General features: G+C 64.3%; 20 protein-coding genes. 13 read left to right on the top strand and 7 right to left on the bottom strand.

Annotated features, from left to right (window positions below; translation table 11 throughout):
* Positions 1–2 precede the first annotated feature (2 nt).
* From ACQ4WZ_RS06000 to ACQ4WZ_RS05940, 13 genes are all read left to right on the top strand, one after another.
* Positions 3–1,706, top strand: coding sequence for a GspE/PulE family protein (locus tag ACQ4WZ_RS06000; RefSeq protein WP_101481753.1), 1,704 nt, complete (start codon positions 3–5; stop codon positions 1,704–1,706).
* Positions 1,706–2,911, top strand: a complete 1,206-nt coding sequence (locus tag ACQ4WZ_RS05995) for a type II secretion system F family protein (protein WP_101481754.1) — start codon at positions 1,706–1,708, stop codon at positions 2,909–2,911. Before ACQ4WZ_RS06000 ends, ACQ4WZ_RS05995 begins: the two co-directional genes overlap by 1 nt.
* A 7-nt stretch (positions 2,912–2,918) precedes the next feature.
* Entirely contained in the window at positions 2,919–4,481 is a 1,563-nt protein-coding gene (locus ACQ4WZ_RS05990; protein WP_436572806.1) for a hypothetical protein, read from the top strand.
* Positions 4,478–5,161, top strand: a complete 684-nt coding sequence (locus tag ACQ4WZ_RS05985; RefSeq protein WP_243858028.1) for a hypothetical protein — start codon at positions 4,478–4,480, stop codon at positions 5,159–5,161. The genes ACQ4WZ_RS05990 and ACQ4WZ_RS05985 overlap by 4 nt, the downstream gene beginning before the upstream one ends.
* Positions 5,158–5,574, top strand: a complete 417-nt coding sequence (locus ACQ4WZ_RS05980) for a hypothetical protein (protein WP_436572805.1) — start codon at positions 5,158–5,160, stop codon at positions 5,572–5,574. The genes ACQ4WZ_RS05985 and ACQ4WZ_RS05980 overlap by 4 nt, the downstream gene beginning before the upstream one ends.
* Positions 5,571–6,293: a hypothetical protein gene (locus tag ACQ4WZ_RS05975; RefSeq protein ID WP_436572804.1), complete on the top strand. Its 723-nt coding sequence runs from the start codon at positions 5,571–5,573 to the stop codon at positions 6,291–6,293. Before ACQ4WZ_RS05980 ends, ACQ4WZ_RS05975 begins: the two co-directional genes overlap by 4 nt.
* Entirely contained in the window at positions 6,290–7,006 is a 717-nt protein-coding gene (locus tag ACQ4WZ_RS05970; RefSeq protein WP_101481758.1) for a type II secretion system protein, read from the top strand. The genes ACQ4WZ_RS05975 and ACQ4WZ_RS05970 overlap by 4 nt, the downstream gene beginning before the upstream one ends.
* The gene (locus ACQ4WZ_RS05965; protein WP_436572803.1) at positions 7,006–7,779 is read left to right on the top strand and encodes an ABC transporter permease subunit; all 774 of its coding nucleotides are present in this window, start codon (positions 7,006–7,008) and stop codon (positions 7,777–7,779) included. Before ACQ4WZ_RS05970 ends, ACQ4WZ_RS05965 begins: the two co-directional genes overlap by 1 nt.
* Entirely contained in the window at positions 7,779–8,516 is a 738-nt protein-coding gene (locus tag ACQ4WZ_RS05960) for a hypothetical protein (RefSeq protein WP_436572802.1), read from the top strand. The genes ACQ4WZ_RS05965 and ACQ4WZ_RS05960 overlap by 1 nt, the downstream gene beginning before the upstream one ends.
* 87 nt (positions 8,517–8,603) lie before the next feature.
* On the top strand, positions 8,604–9,176 hold the full coding sequence (locus ACQ4WZ_RS05955) for a prepilin-type N-terminal cleavage/methylation domain-containing protein (RefSeq protein ID WP_133990683.1): 573 nt from the start codon (positions 8,604–8,606) through the stop codon (positions 9,174–9,176).
* Between the two features lie 27 nt (positions 9,177–9,203).
* Positions 9,204–9,569 (top strand): NirD/YgiW/YdeI family stress tolerance protein, encoded by a 366-nt coding sequence (locus ACQ4WZ_RS05950; protein ID WP_133990681.1) that lies wholly within the window; start codon positions 9,204–9,206, stop codon positions 9,567–9,569.
* A 233-nt stretch (positions 9,570–9,802) separates the two neighbouring features.
* Positions 9,803–14,284 (top strand): PAS domain-containing protein, encoded by a 4,482-nt coding sequence (locus ACQ4WZ_RS05945; RefSeq protein WP_436572801.1) that lies wholly within the window; start codon positions 9,803–9,805, stop codon positions 14,282–14,284.
* Complete coding sequence (locus ACQ4WZ_RS05940; RefSeq protein WP_436572800.1) at positions 14,281–15,204, top strand: diguanylate cyclase domain-containing protein; 924 nt, start codon at positions 14,281–14,283, stop codon at positions 15,202–15,204. The genes ACQ4WZ_RS05945 and ACQ4WZ_RS05940 overlap by 4 nt, the downstream gene beginning before the upstream one ends.
* Positions 15,205–15,214: 10 nt before the next feature.
* Here the strand turns inward: ACQ4WZ_RS05940 and ACQ4WZ_RS05935 are convergent, their stop codons facing one another.
* The 7 genes from ACQ4WZ_RS05935 to ACQ4WZ_RS05905 all read right to left on the bottom strand — a co-directional run bounded on the left by ACQ4WZ_RS05935 (position 15,215) and on the right by ACQ4WZ_RS05905 (position 21,314).
* The gene (locus ACQ4WZ_RS05935) at positions 15,215–15,670 is read right to left on the bottom strand and encodes a MaoC family dehydratase (RefSeq protein WP_436572799.1); all 456 of its coding nucleotides are present in this window, start codon (positions 15,668–15,670) and stop codon (positions 15,215–15,217) included.
* Positions 15,663–16,160, bottom strand: coding sequence for a MaoC family dehydratase (locus ACQ4WZ_RS05930; protein WP_101481765.1), 498 nt, complete (start codon positions 16,158–16,160; stop codon positions 15,663–15,665). Before ACQ4WZ_RS05930 ends, ACQ4WZ_RS05935 begins: the two co-directional genes overlap by 8 nt.
* A complete protein-coding gene (locus ACQ4WZ_RS05925) occupies positions 16,157–17,302 on the bottom strand; it encodes an acyl-CoA dehydrogenase family protein (protein WP_133990674.1) in 1,146 nt (381 codons plus the stop codon). The genes ACQ4WZ_RS05930 and ACQ4WZ_RS05925 overlap by 4 nt, the downstream gene beginning before the upstream one ends.
* 16 nt (positions 17,303–17,318) lie before the next feature.
* On the bottom strand, positions 17,319–18,509 hold the full coding sequence (locus tag ACQ4WZ_RS05920) for an acyl-CoA dehydrogenase family protein (protein WP_436572798.1): 1,191 nt from the start codon (positions 18,507–18,509) through the stop codon (positions 17,319–17,321).
* Between the two features lie 237 nt (positions 18,510–18,746).
* Positions 18,747–19,136 (bottom strand): hypothetical protein, encoded by a 390-nt coding sequence (locus ACQ4WZ_RS05915; RefSeq protein ID WP_436572797.1) that lies wholly within the window; start codon positions 19,134–19,136, stop codon positions 18,747–18,749.
* Between the two features lie 174 nt (positions 19,137–19,310).
* Entirely contained in the window at positions 19,311–19,526 is a 216-nt protein-coding gene (locus tag ACQ4WZ_RS05910) for a hypothetical protein (RefSeq protein WP_436572796.1), read from the bottom strand.
* A gap of 198 nt (positions 19,527–19,724) precedes the next feature.
* Positions 19,725–21,314, bottom strand: coding sequence for an aspartate:alanine exchanger family transporter (locus ACQ4WZ_RS05905; RefSeq protein WP_436572795.1), 1,590 nt, complete (start codon positions 21,312–21,314; stop codon positions 19,725–19,727).
* Positions 21,315–21,425: the final 111 nt, after the last annotated feature.

The following is a 21,425-nucleotide window of genomic DNA, read 5'->3' as shown; positions in this document are numbered from 1 at the left end:
ACATGGCAGAACAAGCAAAACTTCCGCTCGGCAAGTTGCTGATACAGAAAGGTGTGATCAGCGAAGACCAGCTGCGCATCGCCCTCATCGAGCAGCGGCGCAGCAGCGAACCGCTGGGCAAGCTGCTCATCACTTTGGGCTTCGTCACGGAAGCGACCGTGCGCGAGGCGCTCAGCGAAAACCTGAAACAGGTCAGCGCGGACCTCGCCAGCCTGGTGGTCGACGCCATCGCCCTGAAACTGATCCCGAAAGACGTGGCCAAGCGCTACCGCGTGTTTCCCATCGTGTACGAGCGGCAGGCGGACAATCTGATCCTGGCCATGGCCGATACCAGCAACATCGTTGCGCTCGATCAAATCAGCGCCATGCTGGTCAAGGGCATCACGATTTCCACCGTGCTCGTCAACGAATCCGATATTTCGCGCGCCATCGACCAGTACTATGGCTTCGAGCTGTCGATCGACGGCATCTTGCACGAAATCGAAACGGGCGAAGTCAGCTATCAAAGCATGGCCTCGCCGTCGGACGAGTACAGCCAGCCCATGGTGCGCCTGATCGACGCGCTGCTGGCCGACGCCGTGCAAAACGGCGCCTCGGACATCCATTTTGAGCCGGAACAGTCGTTCCTGCGCATCCGCTACCGCATCGACGGCATCCTGCGGCAAATCCGCAGCCTGCATAAATCGTACTGGCCGGCCATGGCCGTGCGCCTGAAGGTGATGTCGAACATGAATATCGCCGAGGCGCGCGCACCGCAGGATGGGCGCATCAGCATCAAGTTTTCCGGGCGGCAAATCGACTTCCGCGCCTCGGCCCAGCCCACCACGCACGGCGAAAACGTCGTGCTGCGCGTGCTGGACCGGCAAAAAGGCCTCGTGCCGCTGGACGCCCTGGGCCTGGCCGAGTCGGAACTGAACTTGCTGAAACTGATGATAGCGCGCCCTGACGGCGTGATCCTGGTGACAGGCCCGACGGGCAGCGGCAAGACCACCACCCTGTATTCAATACTCAACCATATCAATACGGAAAGCGTCAACATCATGACGCTGGAAGACCCGGTCGAGTATCCCATGAACATGATACGCCAGACCTCCGTCAACGAATCGGTCAAGCTGGGCTTTGCCGACGGCATCCGCTCGATGATGCGGCAGGACCCGGACATCATCCTGGTGGGCGAGATCCGCGACCGCGAAACGGCGGAAATGGCCTTTGCCGCCGCCATGACGGGCCACCAGGTGTATTCCACCCTGCATACGAGCTCGGCCATCGGTTCCGTGGCGCGCCTGCTCGACATCGGCATCCTGCCCGACATCATGGCTGGCAATATCATCGGCATCGTGGCGCAGCGCCTGGTGCGCCGTTTGTGTCCGCATTGCAAGGAAACCGTGATCGCCGACGACGTCGAGCGCCGCCTGCTGGGCCTGGCGGCAAGTGATGCGCCCGTGTCCATCTGCCGCGCCGTGGGCTGCGAACGCTGCGCACACCAGGGCTACAAGGGCCGCCTGGCCATCATGGAAATCCTCAAGATGACAGCCGAACTCGATGAATTGACGGCGCGCCGCGCCAGTAGCCGCGAATTGAAGAACGCGGCGCGCGCGGCCGGTTTCAAGGGTATCGTCGACGACGGCATGCGCCGCGTGATGGAAGGCGTGACCACCCTGGAAGAAGTGGGCCGCGTGGTCGATCTGACGGAAAGGCTGGCCTGATGCCGCAATATGTCTACCGCGCCATGGATGCCGCCGGCGGCTTGATTCCCGGCAGCATGGAGGCGGCCAACGTGCCGGACCTGGAAGCGCGCCTGCACCGCATGCAGCTCGACTTGATCGACTGCAAGATCACGGGCCAGTATCTGGTACTGCTGGGCAAGCGGATCATCCACCGCCGCGACCTCATCAATTTCTGCTTCCACATGGAACAATTGACGGGGGCGGGCGTGCCCATCCTGGAAGGCTTGAACGACTTGCGCGAAAGCACGGACCACCCGCGCCTGCGCGAAGTCGTCACGGACTTGATTGAAAGCATCGAGGGCGGTTTGCCTCTGTCGGGGGCGCTGGCCCAGCATGGCGACATTTTCGACGCCACGTTCACCAGCCTGATACTTGCGGGAGAACAAAGCGGCAGGATCGCCGACGTGTTCAAGAACCTGTCGGAAAGTCTGAAATGGCAGGACGAGCTGGCGTCGCAGACGCGCAAGATCATCATGTACCCCATCATCGTGGCCGTGGTAGTGGCTGCCGTGACGTTTTTCCTGATGATTTATCTGGTGCCCCAGCTGACGGCCTTCATTCGCAACATGGGCGGCGAGCTGCCGCTGCATACGCGCGTCCTCATTTTTATATCGAATGTCTTCATCGCTTACTGGTATCTACTGCTGGCCTTGCCCGTGCTGCTGTTTTTCGGCCTGCGCGCACTCGTGCGCCGCAGCAGCGCGGCGCGCTACGCCTGGGATGGTCTGAAACTGCGGCTGTGGCTGGTCGGTCCCGTGCTGCACAAGATCATCCTGGCCCGCTTCGCCACTTTTTTTGCCTTGATGTATGCCTCCGGCATCACGATACTGGAATGCATCCGCCTGTCCGAAGGCATTGCCGGCAACCAGGTGGTGGCGGCCGGCCTTCGCCGCGCCGCGCAGCTGATCAGCGAGGGCTACGGCGTCACCGCCGCCTTCCAGCACACGGGCATCTTCCCACCGCTGGTGGTGCGCATGCTGAAGGTGGGCGAAGCGACAGGCTCGCTGGACACGGCCTTGCGCAATGTCAGCTATTTCTACAATCGCGAAGTGAAGGAATTGATCGAAAAAGTGCAGGCCATGATCGAGCCAACCATGACGGTCATTCTGGGCCTGCTGCTGGGCTGGATCATGCTGTCGGTGCTGGGGCCGATTTACGACACCATCAGCACACTCAAGACCTGAGGCCGCCGTGTTCCGCAAACTATTACTCTACATTACCAGCGACGCCCTGTGCGCCTACGACTGGGACCACGGCGTGCTGGGCCAGGGCCAGACCTTCCCTGCCAGTACGGCCGGGGTGGACGGATTCGCCGCATGGCTGGAAGAACCGCAGGGACAGCGGCTCGATGTGCCCGCCTACCTGCTGACGGACCTGATCGAGGAAGATTTCCAGCGCCAGCTGCTGCCCCACGTGCGCGGCAAGGCGGGCCGGGCGCTGCTGGAGCGGCGCAAGCAGCAATTGCACCGCGATACACCCTACCGTGGCAGCACCTTGCTGGGCCGCGAAGACTCTGGCCGCCACGACGACCAGGTGCTGTTCTTTGCGCTGACCAATCCCGCCTTGCTGCAGCCGTGGACAGAGACGCTCGAGCACTTGCGCGTGCCCGTGGCCGGCATTTATTCGACCAGCCTGCTCAGTATTGCGCTGGTAAAAAAGCTGTCGATCGCGCACGAACACCTGCTGCTGGTCACGCAGCAATCGGGCGGCTTGCGGCAAAGCTATTACGAAAAAGGCCAGCTGCGCTTTTCGCGCCAGACACTGGCCATCGCGCTCGATGGCGTGGCCGTGAATATTGCGCTGGAAACGGAAAAGACGCGGCAATTTCTCACCAGCACGCGCATGCTGGCGCGCGGCGACGTCTTGAACACCGTCATCCTCGCGCCGGCCGTGCAAATCGCCAAGCTCGAACTGCTGTGTGACAACGGCCTGGAAGTGGCTTACCACTTCATCGACCTGCAGCTGGCCGGCAAACGGGTAGGCTTGCGCCGGACGCCGGCGCTGGCCGATGAATTGCTGCTGACCTTGCTGGGCAAGCATCCGCCGTCCAGCCATTATCCGCCCGGCGCACTGGCCCGCTATTATCACTTCCAGCGCGCGCGCAACACGCTGTATGGCCTCAGCGCACTGATCGGTGGATCGGCAGCCCTGTGGTGTGCAATTAACTTGCTCGGCGGCATTGCCGACGATGCCGCCACGGAGCGCCTGGCGCAGGAAACGACGACCTACCAGGAGCGCTACCGCAGCGTCATGTCGACACAGCCGCCGGCGCCGGCCAAGACGCAGAACATGAAAGTGGCCGTGACCCTGGGCCAGATGATCGCGAGCCAGGCGCCGGAACCGGGCCGGCTGCTGGGCATCCTGGGCGCCGCGCTGGACCAGGCGCCGCAGGTAGCGCTCAGCCAGTTGCACTGGCATGCGGGCCAGGCCCCCGCGCGCGCAGCCGGCAGCCAGCCAGCGCAGCAGCGAGGCGCCAGCTTGCAGGGCGGCAGCGCCCTGGCCGGCATTCCTGTCGCGCCGCCGCAGGCGCTGCGCATGGAAGCGGACGTGGCCATGCCGAACAATGACTACCGCGCCGCGCTGGCCACCATCACGGCCTTCGCGCAAACCCTGGCGCGCCAGCCGGGCATGCAGGTGACAATCGAGGAAACGCCGCTGGACTTGCGCCCCACCGTGGCCCTGTCCGGCAAGAGCGCCGCTTCGTCGCCGGACAGCCAGGCCCGCTTTACCCTCTTGCTCGCGTGGCAGCCATGAGCGGCCCCGTCAAGCAGCCGCCCCTTCCCGGCATGCAACGTGCCGGCAGACCCGCGCGCGCCCTGCCCGCCTGGCTTGGCGAACTGCATCTGGTGCGTAACGCCCTGCTGTGCTTTGCGCTGACCCTGCTGGCCAGCATGGTGCTGCTCAGCCTGAGCGCCACCTACCGCGCGCGCGAAGCGCAGCAGCTGGACATGGCGCACCGCACACGCTCGGCGGCCACCACCCTGTTCAACCACGCGGAAGCGGAGAAGCAGGAAATCCGCGCCTACGAACCGCAATTTCTGGCCCTGCGCCAGCGCGGCCTGATCGGCGAGGAAAACCGCCTGGCCTGGATCGACGCCATACGCCGCAGCCAGGAACAACGCAAATTACTGCCGATCAGCTACGAAATCAGCCCGCAACAAGCGCTGCAAGTGCCATTGCCCATGGTGATGGGGCAATATCATCTGCGCGGCAGCCACATGCGCCTTCGGATGGACTTGCTGCACGAGATGGACTTGCTGAACCTGTTTGACGATTTGCGCCAGGCCGGCTATTTCGCCGTGCAGGATTGCACGCTCAAGCGCCAGGCAGCGGCCGGGGGCGCCAGTGGGGCGCCGCCTACCCTGGGCGCCGAATGCGAGCTGCTGTGGCTGACTCTGGGCAGCGTGGCCGTGCCCGAACTGGGGCGGCCATGAGACGCGCCCTTGTCCTGTGCGCACTGCTGGCTTGCACCGCGCTGACGGCCCGCGCCCAGTCTTCCCATCTGGGACGATTGTTCCTGTCGCCCGAGCAGCGCGCCCAGATCGACGCGCAACGCTACGGGCCGCCGCCCGCCGATCCGGCCCTGGCGCCGCCCCCGCCGCCGCCACCACCCGGCCCGCCCGTGGAATTGAATGGCGTGGTGGTGCGCAGCAGCGGCCGCTCCACCGTCTGGCTGAACCAGGAAACGCAGAACGAGCCACACAACCGTCTCGCGCGCGACAAGTCCGGCATGCCCGGCACATTGACCTTGCGCCTGTCGACGGGCCAGGAGGTGCGGCTCAAGCCCGGCCAGCGCTACGACCCGGCCAGCGGCACGGTCACCGAGGCGCAGGAGATGCAGCAATGACGCCAGGACAGAAGTATCGCCAGCGCGGCGCCGCCCTGTTGCTGCTGCTGGCCGTACTGGGCCTGAGCGCGGCCAGCCTCCTGATCGGCGCCTTCGGCCGCAATACGGGCGAGGCCGCACGCCAGCAGCGCACCCTGGCCACCCTGGCGCAGGCGCGCGAAGCCTTGCTGGGCTTTGCCGCCACGCAAGGCCGCCTGCCCCGTCCAGCTGCCTCCGCCCTCGACGGGCGCGAACGGGCCGGCGACTGCACCGACGACGCCCAGTGCAGCGGCTTCCTGCCGTGGGTGGCGCTGGGCGTGGAGGGCAACGACGCCTGGGGCAAGCTGCTGCGCTACAGCGTCACTCCGGCAATGGCGCGCGCGCCCATCGTCTCGTTTTCCGCCATCGCCGACCGCGTCGTCCTCACACGCGATGGCCGCGGCGACTTCGCCTTCGTGGCGGGCCAGGAGCAATGCGACATCAGCGCCCAGTGCCTGCCTGTCGTCGTGTTCTCGCAAGGCAAGGATCATTACGGCACGGCCGCCAGCGGCGTGCCCCAGATCAATACGGCGCGCGGCAATATCGATGAAGCCAGCAACGACAGCGCCAGCCGCAGTTTCATTGCCCGTCCCGCCAGCGACAATGCCGCGCTACCCGGTGGCGCCTTTGACGACATCCTGAGCTGGATCACCTTGCCCACCCTGTATCAACGCATGCGCGCCGCGCGCAACCTGCCATGAGCAACATCTACTGCTCCCGACGCCGCCAGGGTGGCTTTTCCCTGATCGAAATCGCCATCGTGCTCGTCATCGTTGGCCTGATGATAGGCGGCCTGGTCACGCCATTGACGGTGCAACTGGAACAGCGCAAGGTGGCCGAGACGCAAAAGGCCCTGGACGAGGCGAAGGAAGCGCTGACGGGCTACGCACTGCGCTACGGCTACCTGCCGTGTCCCGCCATCTCCGCCGGCAATGGCCTGGAAGACCGGCGCGGCGCCCGCTGCACGGGCGAAAAACGCGCCGGCTTCCTGCCGTGGGCCACCCTGGGGCTGGCTCAAGGCGACAGCTGGAGCAATCTGTTCCGCTACAGCGTGACGCCCGCTTTCAGCGACAGCGACCAGCTCTTCAGCCTGTCCACGCCGCGCGACATCAGCATCGTGACGCGCAATGGCGGCGCGCTGCTGCAGGCGACGGCGCTGAACGACATCCCCGCCATGATCATGTCCCATGGCAAGAACGGATTTGGCGCCACGAGCGTGCAGGGCCAGCGCCGGGCTGTGCCTTTTGGCAACAATGTCGACGAACGCAACAACGCGTCGAACGCCACCACCGTCATCAGCCGCGCCGCCAGCGGCCCGCAGCAGCCCGGCGGCGAGTTCGACGACCTCGTCGCCTGGCTGTCGCCGAACATCCTGTTCAACCGCATGGTGGTGGCACAGAGGCTGCCACGCTGATGCCGATGCTCTTGCCCACCTTCACCATCGCCCGCTACACGCTGCTCGAAGCGCTGCGCAGTCGCCTGCTATGGCTATTCGTGCTGGCCGCCTGCGGCGCTGCCGGCCTGGCAGGCTTCCTGCAGCAACTGGCGCTGACGGAAAGCGGCGCCGTGCAGGCGGCGCTGCTGGCGGCCACCTTGCGCCTGGCCAGCGTCTTCCTGCTGGCCACGTTCATCATCACCAGCATGGCGCGCGAAGCGGCCGACCGGGGCCTCGAGTTGCTGCTGGCCCTGCCCATGCCGCGCGCCGCCTACCTGCTGGGCAAGCTGCTGGGCTATGGAGCGCTGGCGGCCGTGCCCGCCGTGCTGTTCGGGCTGCTGATGGCGCTGTTCGCCGCGCCCGCGCACAGCGCGCTGTGGGCGTTGTCCTTGCTGGGAGAACTGTGGATAATCGCCGCCTTCAGCCTGCTGTGCGCGGCCAGCCTGCAACAGGCCTTGCCTGCGCTGGCCGCCACCGGTGGCTTTTATGTGCTGGCGCGCATGCTGGGCAGCCTGCAACTGCTGGCGCACGGTCCACAGGCGGTCGACTCCTGGCTGCAGCGGGCCACGGCCGGCACCATCGACGTGCTGGCCCTGCTCCTGCCCAGCCTCGACGCCTTTACGCGCACAGACTGGCTGCTGTACGCGACGGGCGACTGGCAAGCCCTGGGCCGCGTGGCGGCGCAAACCATCATCTATGTCGGCTTGCTGGGCAGCTGCGCGCTGTGCGACTTTTACCGGCGCAACATCTGATGGCCAAGACCACCCAGCGCCCCTGGTCCAGCGTGCCGCGCCCCCTGTGCTGGCTGCTGGCGGCCTGTCTGCTGCTGCAGCTGGGCTGGCGCCTGGCGCAGCAGCACTCGCCGGCTCAGCCGCAGCCCCTGCCTGCCGCGCCGCCGGCAGCCGTGGCGCGCCTGGCCAGCCTGGGCGAGCCGCTGGCCATGGCTAAGGCCATGCTGCTGTACCTGCAATCGTTCGAGGACCAGCCCGGCGTCAGCCTGCCCTGGCGCCAGCTCGACTATAATCGCCTGGCCAGCTGGCTGGAGACGGCGCAAACGCTCGATCCGCGCAGCCAGTACGCACTGGTGGCCGCCAGCGAAGTATATGCAGGCGTGGCCGATCCGCAGCGCGCGCGGCGCATGCTGGCGTTTGTCGCCGCCAGCTTTGCCGCCGACCCGGACCGCCGCTGGCCCGCCATGGCGCAGGCGGCGCTGGTGGCCAAGCACCAGCTGCACGACCTGCCGCTGGCGCTCAGCTACGCACGCCAGCTGCGCCAGCTGGCGACAGGGCCGCAAGTGCCATCCTGGGTGCGCGAGATGGAAGCGTTCATCCTGCAAGACATGGACCAGCTCGACAGCGCCCGCCTGGTAATCGGCGGCCTGATCGCCAGTGGCCAGATCAGCGACCCGCACGAACTGGCTTTCCTGGCGCGCCGGCTCGACGAACTTGCCAAGCAGATTGCCGCAAAGAAAGCAAAGATGCCGCCATGACCCGCAGCCTGAAATGCCATGCGCATCCGGCGCCAATTGCAGTAAACTGCGATATCAAGTCCCAGCACTTTTTTCCAAGGAATCCCCATGCTCTCACGCCGCCAGCACGGCTTTACGCTCGTAGAAATCGCCATCGTCCTGGTCATCATCGGCCTGCTGCTCGGCGGCGTGCTCAAAGGGCAAGGCTTGATCGACAGCGCCAAGGTGAAAAACATCATCCAGCAGTCGAATGCGCTGACGGCCGCCGTCAACGCCTACCAGGACAAGTTCCGCGCCCTGCCCGGTGACGATATCCAGGGCACCACCCACGTGCCCAACTCGGCCGGCAACGGCAATGGCGACGGCCAGATCGGCGACGGCCAGCCGCGCGAATTCACGCTGGCGCCGCAGCACCTGGCGCTGGGCGGCTTCATTACCGGCTCCTACAACGGCACCTCGCAATTCATGACCAGTGCCCAGGGCGGCGCCGTCTACCTGTACAACGATGAAGTGGGCGGCCGGGCCGGCAACGGCATCCGTTTCGACAACCTGCCCGAAAGCTACGCCGAGCAGATCGACAGCAAACTCGACGATGGTGTGGCCAACACGGGCAGCGTGCGGGCGAACGCGCCCTATGGTAATACCGGTGCTATCATTCCCCGTACCGCCGTGTTTTTCTGACAAGGCAGTCACTATCAAAGGAGTACCATGTCATTGCACCATAAACTCATCGTCTCCCTGGCCGCAGCTTGCGCCTTGCTGGCCGGCAGCGCGCAAGCCCAGTACGTGGGACCGACGGCTGGCCCCACCGCGCCCAGCAGCGTGGCCGCCATCCTGAAAAATCCCGTCGACGACCAGGCCGTCGTGCTGCGCGGCCACCTGCTGCGTAAAGTGGGCAAGGAGAAATACACCTTCTCCGATGGCACGGCGGAAATCCGCGTGGACATCGACGACAAGGTCTTCATGAACCGCAAGATCGATGCCAAGACCCAGGTGGAAATCCGTGGTGAAGTGGAAAAAGACTTCATGGAAAGCCCGGAAATCGATGTCGACGTGCTGACCCTGGTCCCGTAAATTTCCTTGCCATCCCGCCGCCATGGCGGGATGGGCGTTACCCCTCCTCTGTATGCCTTGCACAAGCTTTTTTCCATCCCAGAAACTAGGCTTGTCAGAACAATCAATTTCGTCTAGCATCTTTTCATTCAAGGTCAGCCAGCGCAAGCGTGAGCCTGCCTGTCTACTCATCCATTCTGGGAGCTTTCCGGGTGCAAGATTTGCCTTCGATACGCTCAAGAATTTCGTGGCTGGTGCTCGCCTGGGTCATTCCGACGGCGCTCGTGTTTCTCCTGCTCGTCGCGCATAGTTACACGCGCGAACGCGAGCATGTCGTCAGGGAAACGGCGCAAGCGGCGCTGGCGGTCGCCGCCGCCGTCGAACGCGACTTGAACGGCGCCCAGATGGCTGGGCGCATCCTGGCCGCCTCGTCCGCCCTGCATACCGACGACGTCGGCGCCCTGCGCGCCCTGAGCGACAGCCTGTTGCAACCGGGTCTGGCCGTCAGTGCCTTCATCGTCTCCGACGCCAGGGAACGCCAGCTGATCAATACTGCTCTGCCCGCCAGCCAGGCGGCGCCTCCCCTGCCGCAAAAATGGGCCGCCAGCATCGAGCGCACGCGCGAGTATGGCAAGCCGCGGCTGACCAGCCTGCTCATGGCGCCGGACGACGTGCCGCGGCTGGCCCTGAACCTGCCCTTGCCTCGCGACAAGGGGCCCGCCTATGTGCTGACCGCGCTCTACCCGCCCGACTATCTGTCCGTGCTGCTGCGCGAGTTGCACCTGCCAGCCTACTTGGGCGCGGCCATCATCAATGCCGACGGCATCAACGTGGCGCGCACCCTGGCGCCGCAGCGCTATGTGGGCCAGCGCAGCACGGCGCCCCTGCTGGAACAGATACGCCAAGCGCGCGAAGGCGTACTGCGCCATGCCACCCTGGAAGGCCTGGACGTCTACACGGGCTTTCGCCGCGCTCCCGACGACAGCTGGACGGTGGCCGTCACCATGCGCACCAGCACGGTAGCCGAAGCCCTGCTGCGCTCGGTAGTCACGGGTTCCGTCATCCTGGCCCTGTTGCTGGGCGCCGGCTTTGCCCTGGCCTGGCGCGTGGGCGGCCGCCTGGCCAGCACTCTGGAGGAACTGACCTTGCAGATCCACGCGCTGGCGCAGGGCAAACCGCTGCTCTCGAACAGGCACACGGACCGCGAATCGGCCGACATGGCCAATGCCCTGGGCGCGCTGGAACGCGACCTGCGGCGCCACCGCACGCAGCTCGAAAGCCTGGTGGCCGAACGCACGCTGGCCCTGGAAAAATCCACGCGCCTGCTGGAAACCGTGTATGCGACGGCGCCCATCGGCATGCTGTTCGTGGGCCTGGATTTGCGCATCGTCATGATCAACCACTACCTGGCCGCCATCAACGGCGCCAGCGTGACGCAGCACCTGGGCCGTCCCGTGGGCGCCATGCTGTTCGACGACGCTGTGCGCGCGGACGTGGAGCGCTGCGTGCGCCAGGTACTGGAAACGGGCATCCCCATCGTCGACATGGAGTTGAAAGGCCATAGTGGACAGCAGCGCGAACAGCTGAGCCACTGGATCGTCTCGTATCACCCGATTTTCGGCCCGGACCAGCAGTTGCTGGGGGTATCGGGCCTGTGGCTGGACGTCAGCGAGCGCAGGCGCAGCGAAGCGGAATTTCGCCGTTCGAAACATCTGTTCGGCACCATTATCGAAAACATCCCGGCCATGGTCTTCGTCAAGCGCGCCGACAAGCTGAGCTTTGAAATGGTCAACCGCCACGCCGAACTGACCCTGGGACGCTCACGCGAGCAATTGCTGGGCAAGACGGACCACGACTTCTTCCCGCCACAGCAAGCCAGCGCATTCATCAGCGCCGACCGCAAGCTGCTGGCCACGGGGCAGATGGTGGAAATCGAACAGGAGGCGATCAATACGGCCGACGGCACCACGCGCCACTTCACCACGCGCAAGGTGGTCTTGCGCGACGATGCCGGGCGCGCCAGCCACGTGCTGGGGGTATCGATCGATATCACGGAACGCAAGCGCGCCACCGAGGTGCTGCACGCCACCACCTTGCGCCTGGAACAGAGCGAACGCTTCATCCGCACCGTCACCGACAACCTGCCCGGCATGGTGTCGTACTGGGGTGCCGATTTGCGTTGCCGCTTCGCAAATAATTTCTATAATGAATGGTTTGGCCGCAATAGCGCCGAGTTGGCCGGCATCCACATGCGCGAATTGCTGGGGCAAGAACTGTTCGACGTGTATGCGCCCCATGTCGAGGGCGTGCTCGCGGGCCGGCCGCAAAGCTTCGAGCGCGACCTGCTCGATCCCGCCGGCCAGGTGTGCCATACGTGGACCAACTACATCCCCGATGTCGACGACGGCGGCGGCGTGCGCGGCTTCTTCGTGCTGGCCTCGGACGTGTCCGAACTCAAGCGCACGGAATTGCGCCTGCACGAGCTCAACGAGCAGATGGTGCGCGCGCGCGACAAGGCCGAGGCGGCCAGCACCGCGAAGAGCGAATTCGTCGCCAACATGAGCCATGAAATCCGCACGCCGATGAACGCCATCATCGGCCTGGCGCGCCTGCTGGAAGAGTCGCCGCTGGAGCGGCGCGAGCGCAGCTATGTCGGCAAGATCCAGATGGCCACGCAGTCGCTGCTCAATATCGTCAATGACGTGCTCGATTTTTCCAAGATCGAGGCGGGGCAGATGGTGCTGGAACAGCACCGCTTCCAGCTCGAACGCATGCTGGACAGCGTAGGCGTCTTGCTGGCCAGCAGCGCCTGGGCGCGCGGCGTGGAACCCGTGTTCGTGCTCGGCCCCGGCGTGCCGGACGAACTGGTCGGCGACGCCCTGCGCGTGGAACAGATCCTGATCAACCTGGTGGGCAACGCCGTCAAATTTACTTCGCATGGTGAAGTGGTGCTGGCCATCGCCAAGGTGGCCGAGGATGCGGCCGGCGCCACCCTGGAGTTTTCCGTGCGCGACACGGGCATCGGCATCGGCGCAGCTGAGCAGGAACGCATCTTCGACGCGTTTTCCCAGGGAGACAGCGGCACCAGCCGCAAGTACGGTGGCACGGGACTGGGGCTGGCCATCTGCCGGCGCATGGTGGAATTGATGGGAGGCAAACTCAGCGTGAAAAGCGCGCTGGGCGAAGGCTCCGACTTCCGCTTCAGCTGCCGCTTCGACAAGGTGGCGCCGCCGTCCGAGCCGCCCCCCAAGAGTGCGCCCAGGGCCCTGTCGCTGCTGATCGTCGACGACAATGCCAGCGTGCGCGCCATGCTAGAAGACTGGTGCGCGGCGCAGGGTTGGCACAGCCGCAGCGCGGACAGCGGTGCGGCCGGCCTGGCGCTGCTGCGCGCCAGCGCCAGCGGCATGGACGGCTTGCCGCCGGCTGACCTGGTGATGCTCGACGCGGCCATGCCAGGCATGGATGGCATTTCCATGCTCACCGAGGCACGCGCCGACGAACACCTGGTGCTGCCGCCCGTGATCATGCTGGTGGCCGACCAGGATAGCGAAAACCTAGAACGCCTGGCCGACAGCCTGATGCTGGCCGGCATCGTCTCGAAACCGGCCACCCCGGCGCGCCTGCTGGCGGCCGTGACGGCCGTGCGCGAAGGCCGCAGCGCCCCGTCCGCGCTGCCCGTGTCCACACCCCTGTCGGGCTTGCTGGAAGGCATGCGCGTGCTGCTGGTGGAAGACAATGAAATCAACCAGGAAGTGGCGCAGTACATTCTGCTGCACTCGGGCGCGCGCGTGGCTGTGGCCGCCAACGGCAAGCTGGCCGTCGACTTGCTCACCAACACGCCGGACGCCTGGGATGCGGTGCTGATGGATTTGCAGATGCCCGTCATGAATGGCTACGACGCCACCCTGGCCATCCGCGCGCTGGGCTTGCCGGACCTGCCCATCATCGCCATGACGGCCAATGCCATGGACGAGGACCGCCTGCGCGCCATCGCCAGCGGCATGAATGCGCACGTGGCCAAGCCCATCGATGTCGACGAGATGATCCAGACCCTGACCCGGCTGGTGCAGGCGCCCCAGGGGAAGGGCAATAGCGCCGTCCACGCAGGCAATGCCGGCACGGAAACGCTGGAAGTGCCGGCCGCAGTGCCCGGCATCGACCTGGAAGCGGCATTGCACCGCTTCGGCGGTGATTATGGCGCCTTCCTGGCACTGCTCAAGCGTTTTGAGAATTCGCAAGGCGATGCCGTCGAGGAAACCCGGCGCCTGCTGGCTGCTGGCCAGGCGCGGCAGGCGGCACAGCTGCTGCACCGCGTGTGCGGCGTGGCGGCCAACCTGGGCGCCGTCCACATCGCCAGCCTGGCAGGCGAAGCGGAAAAGGCGCTACAAGGGGGCCGCGCGCACGCCACTGCAGCCCTCCTCGGACAACTGGAACTGGCCATGGCCGAGGTCATCGAAGCGGCGCGCGCCCTGCCCTCGCCCCTGCGGCACAGCCAGCCGGCGCCCCCCGCCCCCGGCAGCGGGCCAATCGACCTGCGTGCCGGCCTGGCCGAGCTGCTCGTCTTGATCCGCAACAATAACCTGAAGGCGCTGGCACAATTCCACGCGCTGCACCCCGCCTTGCAACAGTCAGACCGGGAAGCGGCTCTGGCGATGGCAAACGCGATCGAGACCTTGAATTTTTCCGAAGCGGAAAAGCTTGTGCTCGATCAGCTGAAACGAGAGGAAAACAAGTGAGCTGGACCAACCTTGCCATGAACGGGCGCATCCTCATCGTCGATGACGCCATGGAAAACATCCAGATCCTGCACCAGTTGCTGCGTGAGGAACACGACGTGCTGTTCGCCCTGAACGGCGAGAAGGCGCTGGAAATTGCGCATAATCAACTGCCCGACCTGATCCTGCTCGACGCCGTCATGCCCGGCATGGATGGCTATGCCGTCTGCAATGCGCTGCGCGATTCGACCATCCTGAGCGCCATTCCCGTCATCTTCGTCACAGCCCTGAACCAGCCAGAAGACGAGACGCGGGCGCTGGAAGCGGGCGCCGTCGATTTCATCACGAAACCGTTCAACGCAGCCGTCGTGCGCGCCCGCGTACGCAGCCAGCTGACCATCAAACGGCAGGCCGACGCCATGCGCGAACTGTCGCTGACCGACTCGCTGACGGGCGTGGCCAACCGGCGCAGCTTCAATGACACCATGGACAGCGAATGGCGGCGCTGCGCGCGCGATGGCGTGCCGATGGCCCTCATCATGGCTGATATCGACCACTTCAAGGATTACAACGATACGTATGGCCACCAGGCGGGCGACCTGTGCCTGCAGCAGGTGAGCGCCGCCCTGCGCCGCTGCGCCGTGCGCCCGCCCGACCTGCTGGCGCGCTATGGCGGCGAGGAATTCATCATCCTCCTGCCGCAGGAAACGAGGGACGGCGCCGAAGTGGTAGCCCGGCGCATGCTCGACGAAGTGCGCGCCCTGCACATCGCGCACGCCAGATCCAGCGTCGGCCCGCATGTCACGATCAGCCTGGGCGTGGCCAGCGTCATGCCCACCGAAGGCATGGACCCCAGCGCCCTGATCCGCGCCGCCGACGCCCTGCTGTACCGCGCCAAGCATACGGGGCGGGACAGGTATTGTGCGTCGGACGGGGCGTGAGATTGATTCTTTACGGATAACAGCGCATCAAAAACTCCGCCACGCACACGGGTTTCGGGTCACCCTCGCGCTCCATGGTGACGGCCCAGTTCACTTGCGCCCCTTCCGACAGGTCGTCGACGCAAAGAATGTCGAGCCGCGCGCGCAATCGGCTGCCGACGGGCACGGGCGCGGGAAAGCGCACTTTATTGAGCCCATAGTTGATGGCCATGCGGATGCCGGCCATGTGCAGCGCCCCCTGCAGCATGGCCGGCAGCAAGGACAAGGTCAGGAAACCATGCGCCACGGTGCAGCCGTAGGGCGACTCGCGCGCGCAGCGCTCGGCGTCGACGTGGATCCACTGATGGTCGTCCGTGGCGTCGGCAAAGGTGTCGATGCGCTGCTGGGTGATGGTGAGCCAGTCGGAGACAGCCACGTGCTGCCCCGCCAATGCTTTAAAACCGGCAATGCCGGCGATATCACGCACGCGCCTGCTCCTCTTGCGCCACCGGGCGGCGGCCGAACATGCCCATGCCTTCCACCGTCGTCACCACGTCGCCATGCTGGTTGCGCACGCTCCACACGGAAATGACGATGCCACGGTCCGGCTTTGACGTCGATGGCCGCACCTCCTTGACCTGGTAGGTCAGGTGCAGGGTATCGCCCGCGCGCACGGGTTTGAGCCAGCGGATACTGTCCAGGCCGGGTGAGCCCATGCTGGACGAGTGCTTGAGCAGATTGTCCACCACCAGGCGCATCATCATGCCGCAGGTATGCCAGCCGCTGGCGATGACGCCCTTGAAGATGGTCTTTTCGGCAGCCGCATGGTCGACGTGGAAGGGCTGTGGGTCGAAATCCGTGGCAAAGGCGATGATTTCCTTTTCCGTCACATGGCGCTGGCCCAGGTCGATTTCCAGGCCTTGCGTAAAGTCTTCGAAATACCAGTGTTTGGGTTTGATTCCGGTCAATGCGGTCATGCGGTCTCCGTCGGCAAGAAGCCCGGCTGGGCGATAAAGCGCTCGATATGGTGCTCCACGTCGCCCAGGGTCAGGCCGATCATGGACAGGCGCTTGAAGTGGTGGGCGGCGGGCAATTCATCCGTCACGCCCATGCCGCCATGCAATTGCACGGCTTGCTGGCCGACAAAGGTGGCGGCCAGTCCCACCCGCGCCTTGGCGGCGGAGACCGTTCGGCGGCGTTCCGCCACGTCGTCGCTATCGACCTTGGCGGCGGCCAGCATGGCCATCGAACGCGCCTGCTCCAGGTGAATGAACATGTCGGCCATGCGGTGCTGCAAGGCCTGGAATTTGCCGATCGGCGCGCCGAACTGCTGACGCGTCTTCAGGTACTCGAGGGTGGCCGCAAAGATGGCATCCATGGCGCCCACGGCTTCTGCGCACAGCAGCGTGGCACCGTAATCCACGGCCGCATCCAGCACGGGCCAGCCCTGCTCCGCCTGGCCGAGCAGCGCGTCGTGCCCCAGTACCACTTGCACAAAGGTGACAGTGGCAGCGCGCTGGCCGTCGATAGTGCGATAGTCGCGCACGGAAACGCCCGGTGCGTCAACAGGCACGAGAAACAGCGAGATGCCGTCCGTCTCATCCTGGCCGCCGCTGCTGCGCGCCGAAACGATCAAGGCGCCCGCCTGGGCGCCGTGTATGACGACGGTCTTCTCGCCATCCAGCACGAAACCGTCGCCGCCGGCGATGGCCGTGGTGGCGATATCGTGCATATCGTGGCGCGACTGGCGCTCGCCCAGCGCACAGGCCAGTTTCAGGCTGCCGCTGGCGACCTGCTCCAGCACGCCATCATGGCCGCCGGCCAGGGTGAGAAAACGCGCCCCCAGCATGGTGGCCAGATACGGTTCGACCACCAGGCCGCGCCCCAGTTCCTGCATCACCAGCAGCATGTCGACGGCAGAGCCGTCGAAGCCGCCCGCGCCGGCCGGCAGCGGCAAGGCCGTCATGCCCAGCTCGGCCAGGGTGGCCCAGGCGGAATCGGACGTGCCCGTGGCCGAGTGGACGATTTGCTTGCGCGTTTCAAACGGGTAATCCTTGTCGACCCAGCGCCTGAGCGCGTCGGCAAATTGCTGCTGTTCCTGATTAAATTGGAAGTCCATGTCGTCTCCTTCTGGCTTACAGGCCCAGGATCATCTGGGTGATGATGTTTTTCTGGATTTCATTCGAGCCGCCATAGATCGATGTCTTGCGGTAATTGAAGTAGTAGGCGGCCAGCGGCGCGGCCAGGTCGTCGCCGCCAGCGCTGTGCGGCGCGCTGCCGTCAAGAAAATCGGGGTCGAAAGGCAAGGCTTGCGGGCCGAGCGCTTCCACCATCAGTTCCGTCAGTTGCTGCTGCAGTTCCGAGCCGCGCACCTTCAGCATGGAAGCCTGCGGTCCCGGTCCCTTGCCCTCTTCGCTGATGACGCGCAAGACCGTCATTTCCAGTGCCATCAGTTCGATTTCCAGATGGGCCACCTTGGCGGCAAAAGCGGGATCATGCAGCAGCGGCGCACCGCGCTTGGATTGCTGCATGGCCAGCTGCTTGAGGAAAGTCAGCTCGCGCTTGGAGCGGCCCACGGCGGCGATGCCCGTACGCTCGTGACCCAGCAGATACTTGGCGTAAGTCCAGCCCTTGTTTTCCTGGCCCACCAGATTGCTGACGGGCACGCGTACATTGTCAAAAAAGACTTCATTTACTTCATGTTCTTCATCGAGCATGATGATGGGGCGCACGGTGATGCCCGGCGTTTTCATGTCGATCAGCAAGAAACTGATGCCTTCCTGCTTGCGCACCGTGCTATCCGTGCGCACCAGGCAAAAGATCATGTCCGCGTGCTGGCCCAGGGTGGTCCAGGTTTTCTGACCATTCACGATGTAATGGTCGCCGTCGCGCTGGGCCGTGGTTTTCAGGGAAGCGAGGTCGGAACCGGCACCCGGCTCCGAGTATCCCTGGCACCACCAGTCATCGCAGTTCAAAATGCGCGGCAAATAATAGGCTTTTTGTTCGGCGCTGGCGAAGGCCATGATGACGGGCGCCACCATGTTGATGCCGAAAGGCAAAATCGGCGGCGTCGCGGCGCGCGCGCACTCGTCTTCCCAGATATGGCGCTGCACGGCCGTCCAGCCCGTGCCGCCATGTTCGACAGGCCAGGCCGGTGCGGCCCAGCCTTGCTGCGCGACAATCTTGTGCCAGCGCACATAATCATCACGGTTCAGGCGCAGATGCTGACGCACCTTGCGCTGCAAATCCGCTGGCAAATGCGTGTCGAGGAAGGCGCGCACCGTAGTGCGGAACGCCGTTTCCTCGGCCGTGTAATGCAGGTCCATGTCTGTCTCCTTGTTCTTATCGGTTGCCGTATTGACTGCACGCAAGGAAGCTCAGCGCACAAAAAAGCACGACCGTTCTCAAGGATTGTACAACAGAATGGGGGCGGCGCCAGGGGTTTTACAAAGGCTGGCGCGGAGAGGGAGTTGACTCGAATTGGCCAGCCGCCACAGACGGCGACCAGTGAGCGCATGCCCGATTGTAATGGCAGACACAGCCGCCATAGCTTCGCGACACAGTCAGGACTGCATATCCCAGAGTGAAGGAATAGGCCAAAACGGCATGTACTCATGCCAACCCACGAAGAATGAGAAGACTGCGTGGATTGCCGGCGACGAAGCAAAGGCCAGCAACACGTACCAAGCGAACTCGCTGCGCTGCATGCGCAACGCCAGCGGAGGAAGTGCAAGTGTTGCGGCGGCCGGGACGCCATAGTAGACCGGCCATGGAAACCCGGCGGTCGCACCGAACTTGGCAAAACACATGCCGACAACTACGACGACGAAAGCAATGCCGCAAGTGAGGCCAGCGGTCGGCATCACCGGCCTGGCGCGCAAGGTCCAGCGCAGGATGCCGATGAATACGAGCAATGAAACCACAATGAAGATGAAGAAACGCGTGGGTGGCAAGTTTATTCCTTCAAGTAGGTGTGCATTACAGCCCGCTTTTGGCCGATAGTCGAAGTTCCCAGGAGCCTCGCCCACGTGTGTCGGTATTTACTGGCGGTTAGCTGGCTTTATTGTCGATCGATGGCCGAAAAAATCATGGCAAACATGGGTATTGCGTGAATATTCTCTCGCAGCCTACGGATGATCTTGAATGCACTTTACGCCCTCGGCGACGTGCTCCGCCCAACCGGTTTTATGCGTTGCAAACCATGCCTCAATTTGTGGCTTTGTAGCACCACAATCCAAGGCAATTTTTTCGATTTCTTCCGGACTCTCCTCGGGCGGAGATTCGCTACATCCGGAAATGAAAGATACCAAAACGACGGTACCCAACCATAAATTATTGCTCATCAATTTCTTTCCTATTTCAGTAGCACCACCAGCGCGGTCATCTGTTTGAGCGACTCCGGCAGGATGCGGCCCAAGAGCTTAACGAATTGCCAATAAGAAAAATTCACACATTGTCACATCGATGCGAATATTTGCTGTTGGCCTATTGTGTTGAAAGACGCGGGCAAGCTGAAGTTTAGATAGAAATCCAGGCAAAAATCAGCCATACAAATGCAGCAGCACCTGCACGGCGACGATCTTGACGATGGTCATGCTGGGGAAAATCATGGCATAGCCGAGGTTCGGGCGGTCCGACTTGGCCAGGCGGTTGGCGAACACCAGCACGGCCGGGTTGCCCGTGGCGCCTGCCGCAATGCCTAGCAATTCGGGAAACGGCAGGCGCAGGAAAATCTTGCCAAGAATCACGACGAGCGCCACTACCACCAGCACCGTCACGGCACCGAGCGCCAGCATGGGCAAGCCATCGGCGCCCACCTGCTGCACGAAGGGCAAGCCGGACGCCATGCCAACGGAAGCGAGGAAAATCGTCAAGCCATAGTTGCGCATGACCAGGTTGGCCGACAGGGGCAGGCGCCAGCTGATCTTGCCGACTCTGCCCAGGCGCCCCAGGATCAGCGCCATCACCAGCGGGCCGCCCGCCAGGCCCAGGCTGAACGAGCCTATCCAGGGCAAGGGGATCGGCACCAGTCCCAGCAACACACCCAGCACCATGCCCATGCCCAGCGAGACATAGCTGAACTCGGCCGTGGCCGTGATGGAATTGCCGAACAGCTTGCGCACGTCGGCCGCGTGTTTCGCTGGCGCAATGGCCATCACCCTGTCGCCAAATTCCAGGGTCAGGAAGGGATGGGGCAAAATCATGGCGTCGCCGCGGCGTATGAAGGCGATTTGCAAGGGGAAGTCTTTCGACAGGTTCAGTTCGCCCAGCGGCACGCCAACGATTTCCGCGTCGGACACAAACACTTCCGTGCCGTCGAACGCGCTGCGGTCCTTCATCAAACGGCCCGGATCCAGGTGGCCCAGCGCCGTGCGCGCCGCTTCCACGCCCGCCACCGTGCCCGACACCATCAACGCGTCGCCCACGTCGAGCACCAGCGATGGATCGGGCAAGCGGTTCTGGTGCCCCTGGCGCACGCCGATCACCTGCACGCCGGCCAGCGGGCCATCGGCCAGTTCGGACAGGGCCGCGCCCGCCAATTTCGCTTCGTCGATGGTAATTTCCGACACGACGATGGGCGCGGGCGGCGGCGTCAGCACGGGTTTCAAGATGCGCCCGGCCAGGTACAGACCCAGCATGGGGCCGACGACGCCGAAAGGATACGCGACGGCATAGCCGACGGCTGCGTCGCCATTGCCGTGCGACGCTTCCAGTGCCGCCTGCAGAGCCGCCGTGCTGGTCATGGCGCCGGCAAACACGCCGCTGGCCATGCGCAGCGAGATATCGATCCACTGCCCGCCCCATACGGACACGGCCAGGCCGCCCATGACGGCGGCAAACGCGATCAGATTGTGTTTCTGGCCCGCGCCGCGCAAACCGGCGAAAAACTGCACGCCATACTGCACGCCTATGCCATACAGAAACAACAGCAAGCCGATGGAGCCGACCATCGGCGGCGGCACGGAGCCGGGAGCGAATGCGCCCAACGCCAGCCCCGCGAACAGCACGCCGCCCACGCCCAGCGAAAAACCGAACACGCTGATACGCCCCAGTGCATAACCGGCGCCGATGACGAGAAACAGGGCGAGGATGGGCGTCGACTCCAGCGTGTGGCGAAATAATTGAAGCATCAGACAACCTTGATCTGGAGAAAGCCCAGTTTAGCATGCACAAAAGCAACACGATGGCGATGATGACGAGCAAGCGTGCGCTCGTTCATGCGGTCAAAAACGGGCAAAAAA

Source organism: Janthinobacterium darwini (genome assembly GCF_051380905.1).
GTDB lineage: Bacteria > Pseudomonadota > Gammaproteobacteria > Burkholderiales > Burkholderiaceae_D > Janthinobacterium.
This window is presented reverse-complemented; position numbering and strand designations above follow the sequence as displayed.

Bases quoted from the DNA above. Each gene is read 5' to 3' on its own strand.
- ACQ4WZ_RS05955 (WP_133990683.1), top strand. From the start codon at position 8,604: ATGCTCTCACGCCGCCAGCACGGCTTTACGCTCGTAGAAATCGCCATC.
- ACQ4WZ_RS05920 (WP_436572798.1), bottom strand. From the start codon at position 18,509: ATGGACCTGCATTACACGGCCGAGGAAACGGCGTTCCGCACTACGGTG.
- ACQ4WZ_RS05910 (WP_436572796.1), bottom strand. From the start codon at position 19,526: ATGAGCAATAATTTATGGTTGGGTACCGTCGTTTTGGTATCTTTCATT.
- ACQ4WZ_RS05950 (WP_133990681.1), top strand. From the start codon at position 9,204: ATGTCATTGCACCATAAACTCATCGTCTCCCTGGCCGCAGCTTGCGCC.
- ACQ4WZ_RS05970 (WP_101481758.1), top strand. From the start codon at position 6,290: ATGAGCAACATCTACTGCTCCCGACGCCGCCAGGGTGGCTTTTCCCTG.
- ACQ4WZ_RS05985 (WP_243858028.1), top strand. From the start codon at position 4,478: ATGAGCGGCCCCGTCAAGCAGCCGCCCCTTCCCGGCATGCAACGTGCC.
- ACQ4WZ_RS05995 (WP_101481754.1), top strand. From the start codon at position 1,706: ATGCCGCAATATGTCTACCGCGCCATGGATGCCGCCGGCGGCTTGATT.
- ACQ4WZ_RS05930 (WP_101481765.1), bottom strand. From the start codon at position 16,160: ATGACCGCATTGACCGGAATCAAACCCAAACACTGGTATTTCGAAGAC.
- ACQ4WZ_RS05925 (WP_133990674.1), bottom strand. From the start codon at position 17,302: ATGGACTTCCAATTTAATCAGGAACAGCAGCAATTTGCCGACGCGCTC.
- ACQ4WZ_RS05975 (WP_436572804.1), top strand. From the start codon at position 5,571: ATGACGCCAGGACAGAAGTATCGCCAGCGCGGCGCCGCCCTGTTGCTG.
- ACQ4WZ_RS05980 (WP_436572805.1), top strand. From the start codon at position 5,158: ATGAGACGCGCCCTTGTCCTGTGCGCACTGCTGGCTTGCACCGCGCTG.
- ACQ4WZ_RS05960 (WP_436572802.1), top strand. From the start codon at position 7,779: ATGGCCAAGACCACCCAGCGCCCCTGGTCCAGCGTGCCGCGCCCCCTG.
- ACQ4WZ_RS05905 (WP_436572795.1), bottom strand. From the start codon at position 21,314: ATGCTTCAATTATTTCGCCACACGCTGGAGTCGACGCCCATCCTCGCC.
- ACQ4WZ_RS05965 (WP_436572803.1), top strand. From the start codon at position 7,006: ATGCCGATGCTCTTGCCCACCTTCACCATCGCCCGCTACACGCTGCTC.
- ACQ4WZ_RS06000 (WP_101481753.1), top strand. From the start codon at position 3: ATGGCAGAACAAGCAAAACTTCCGCTCGGCAAGTTGCTGATACAGAAA.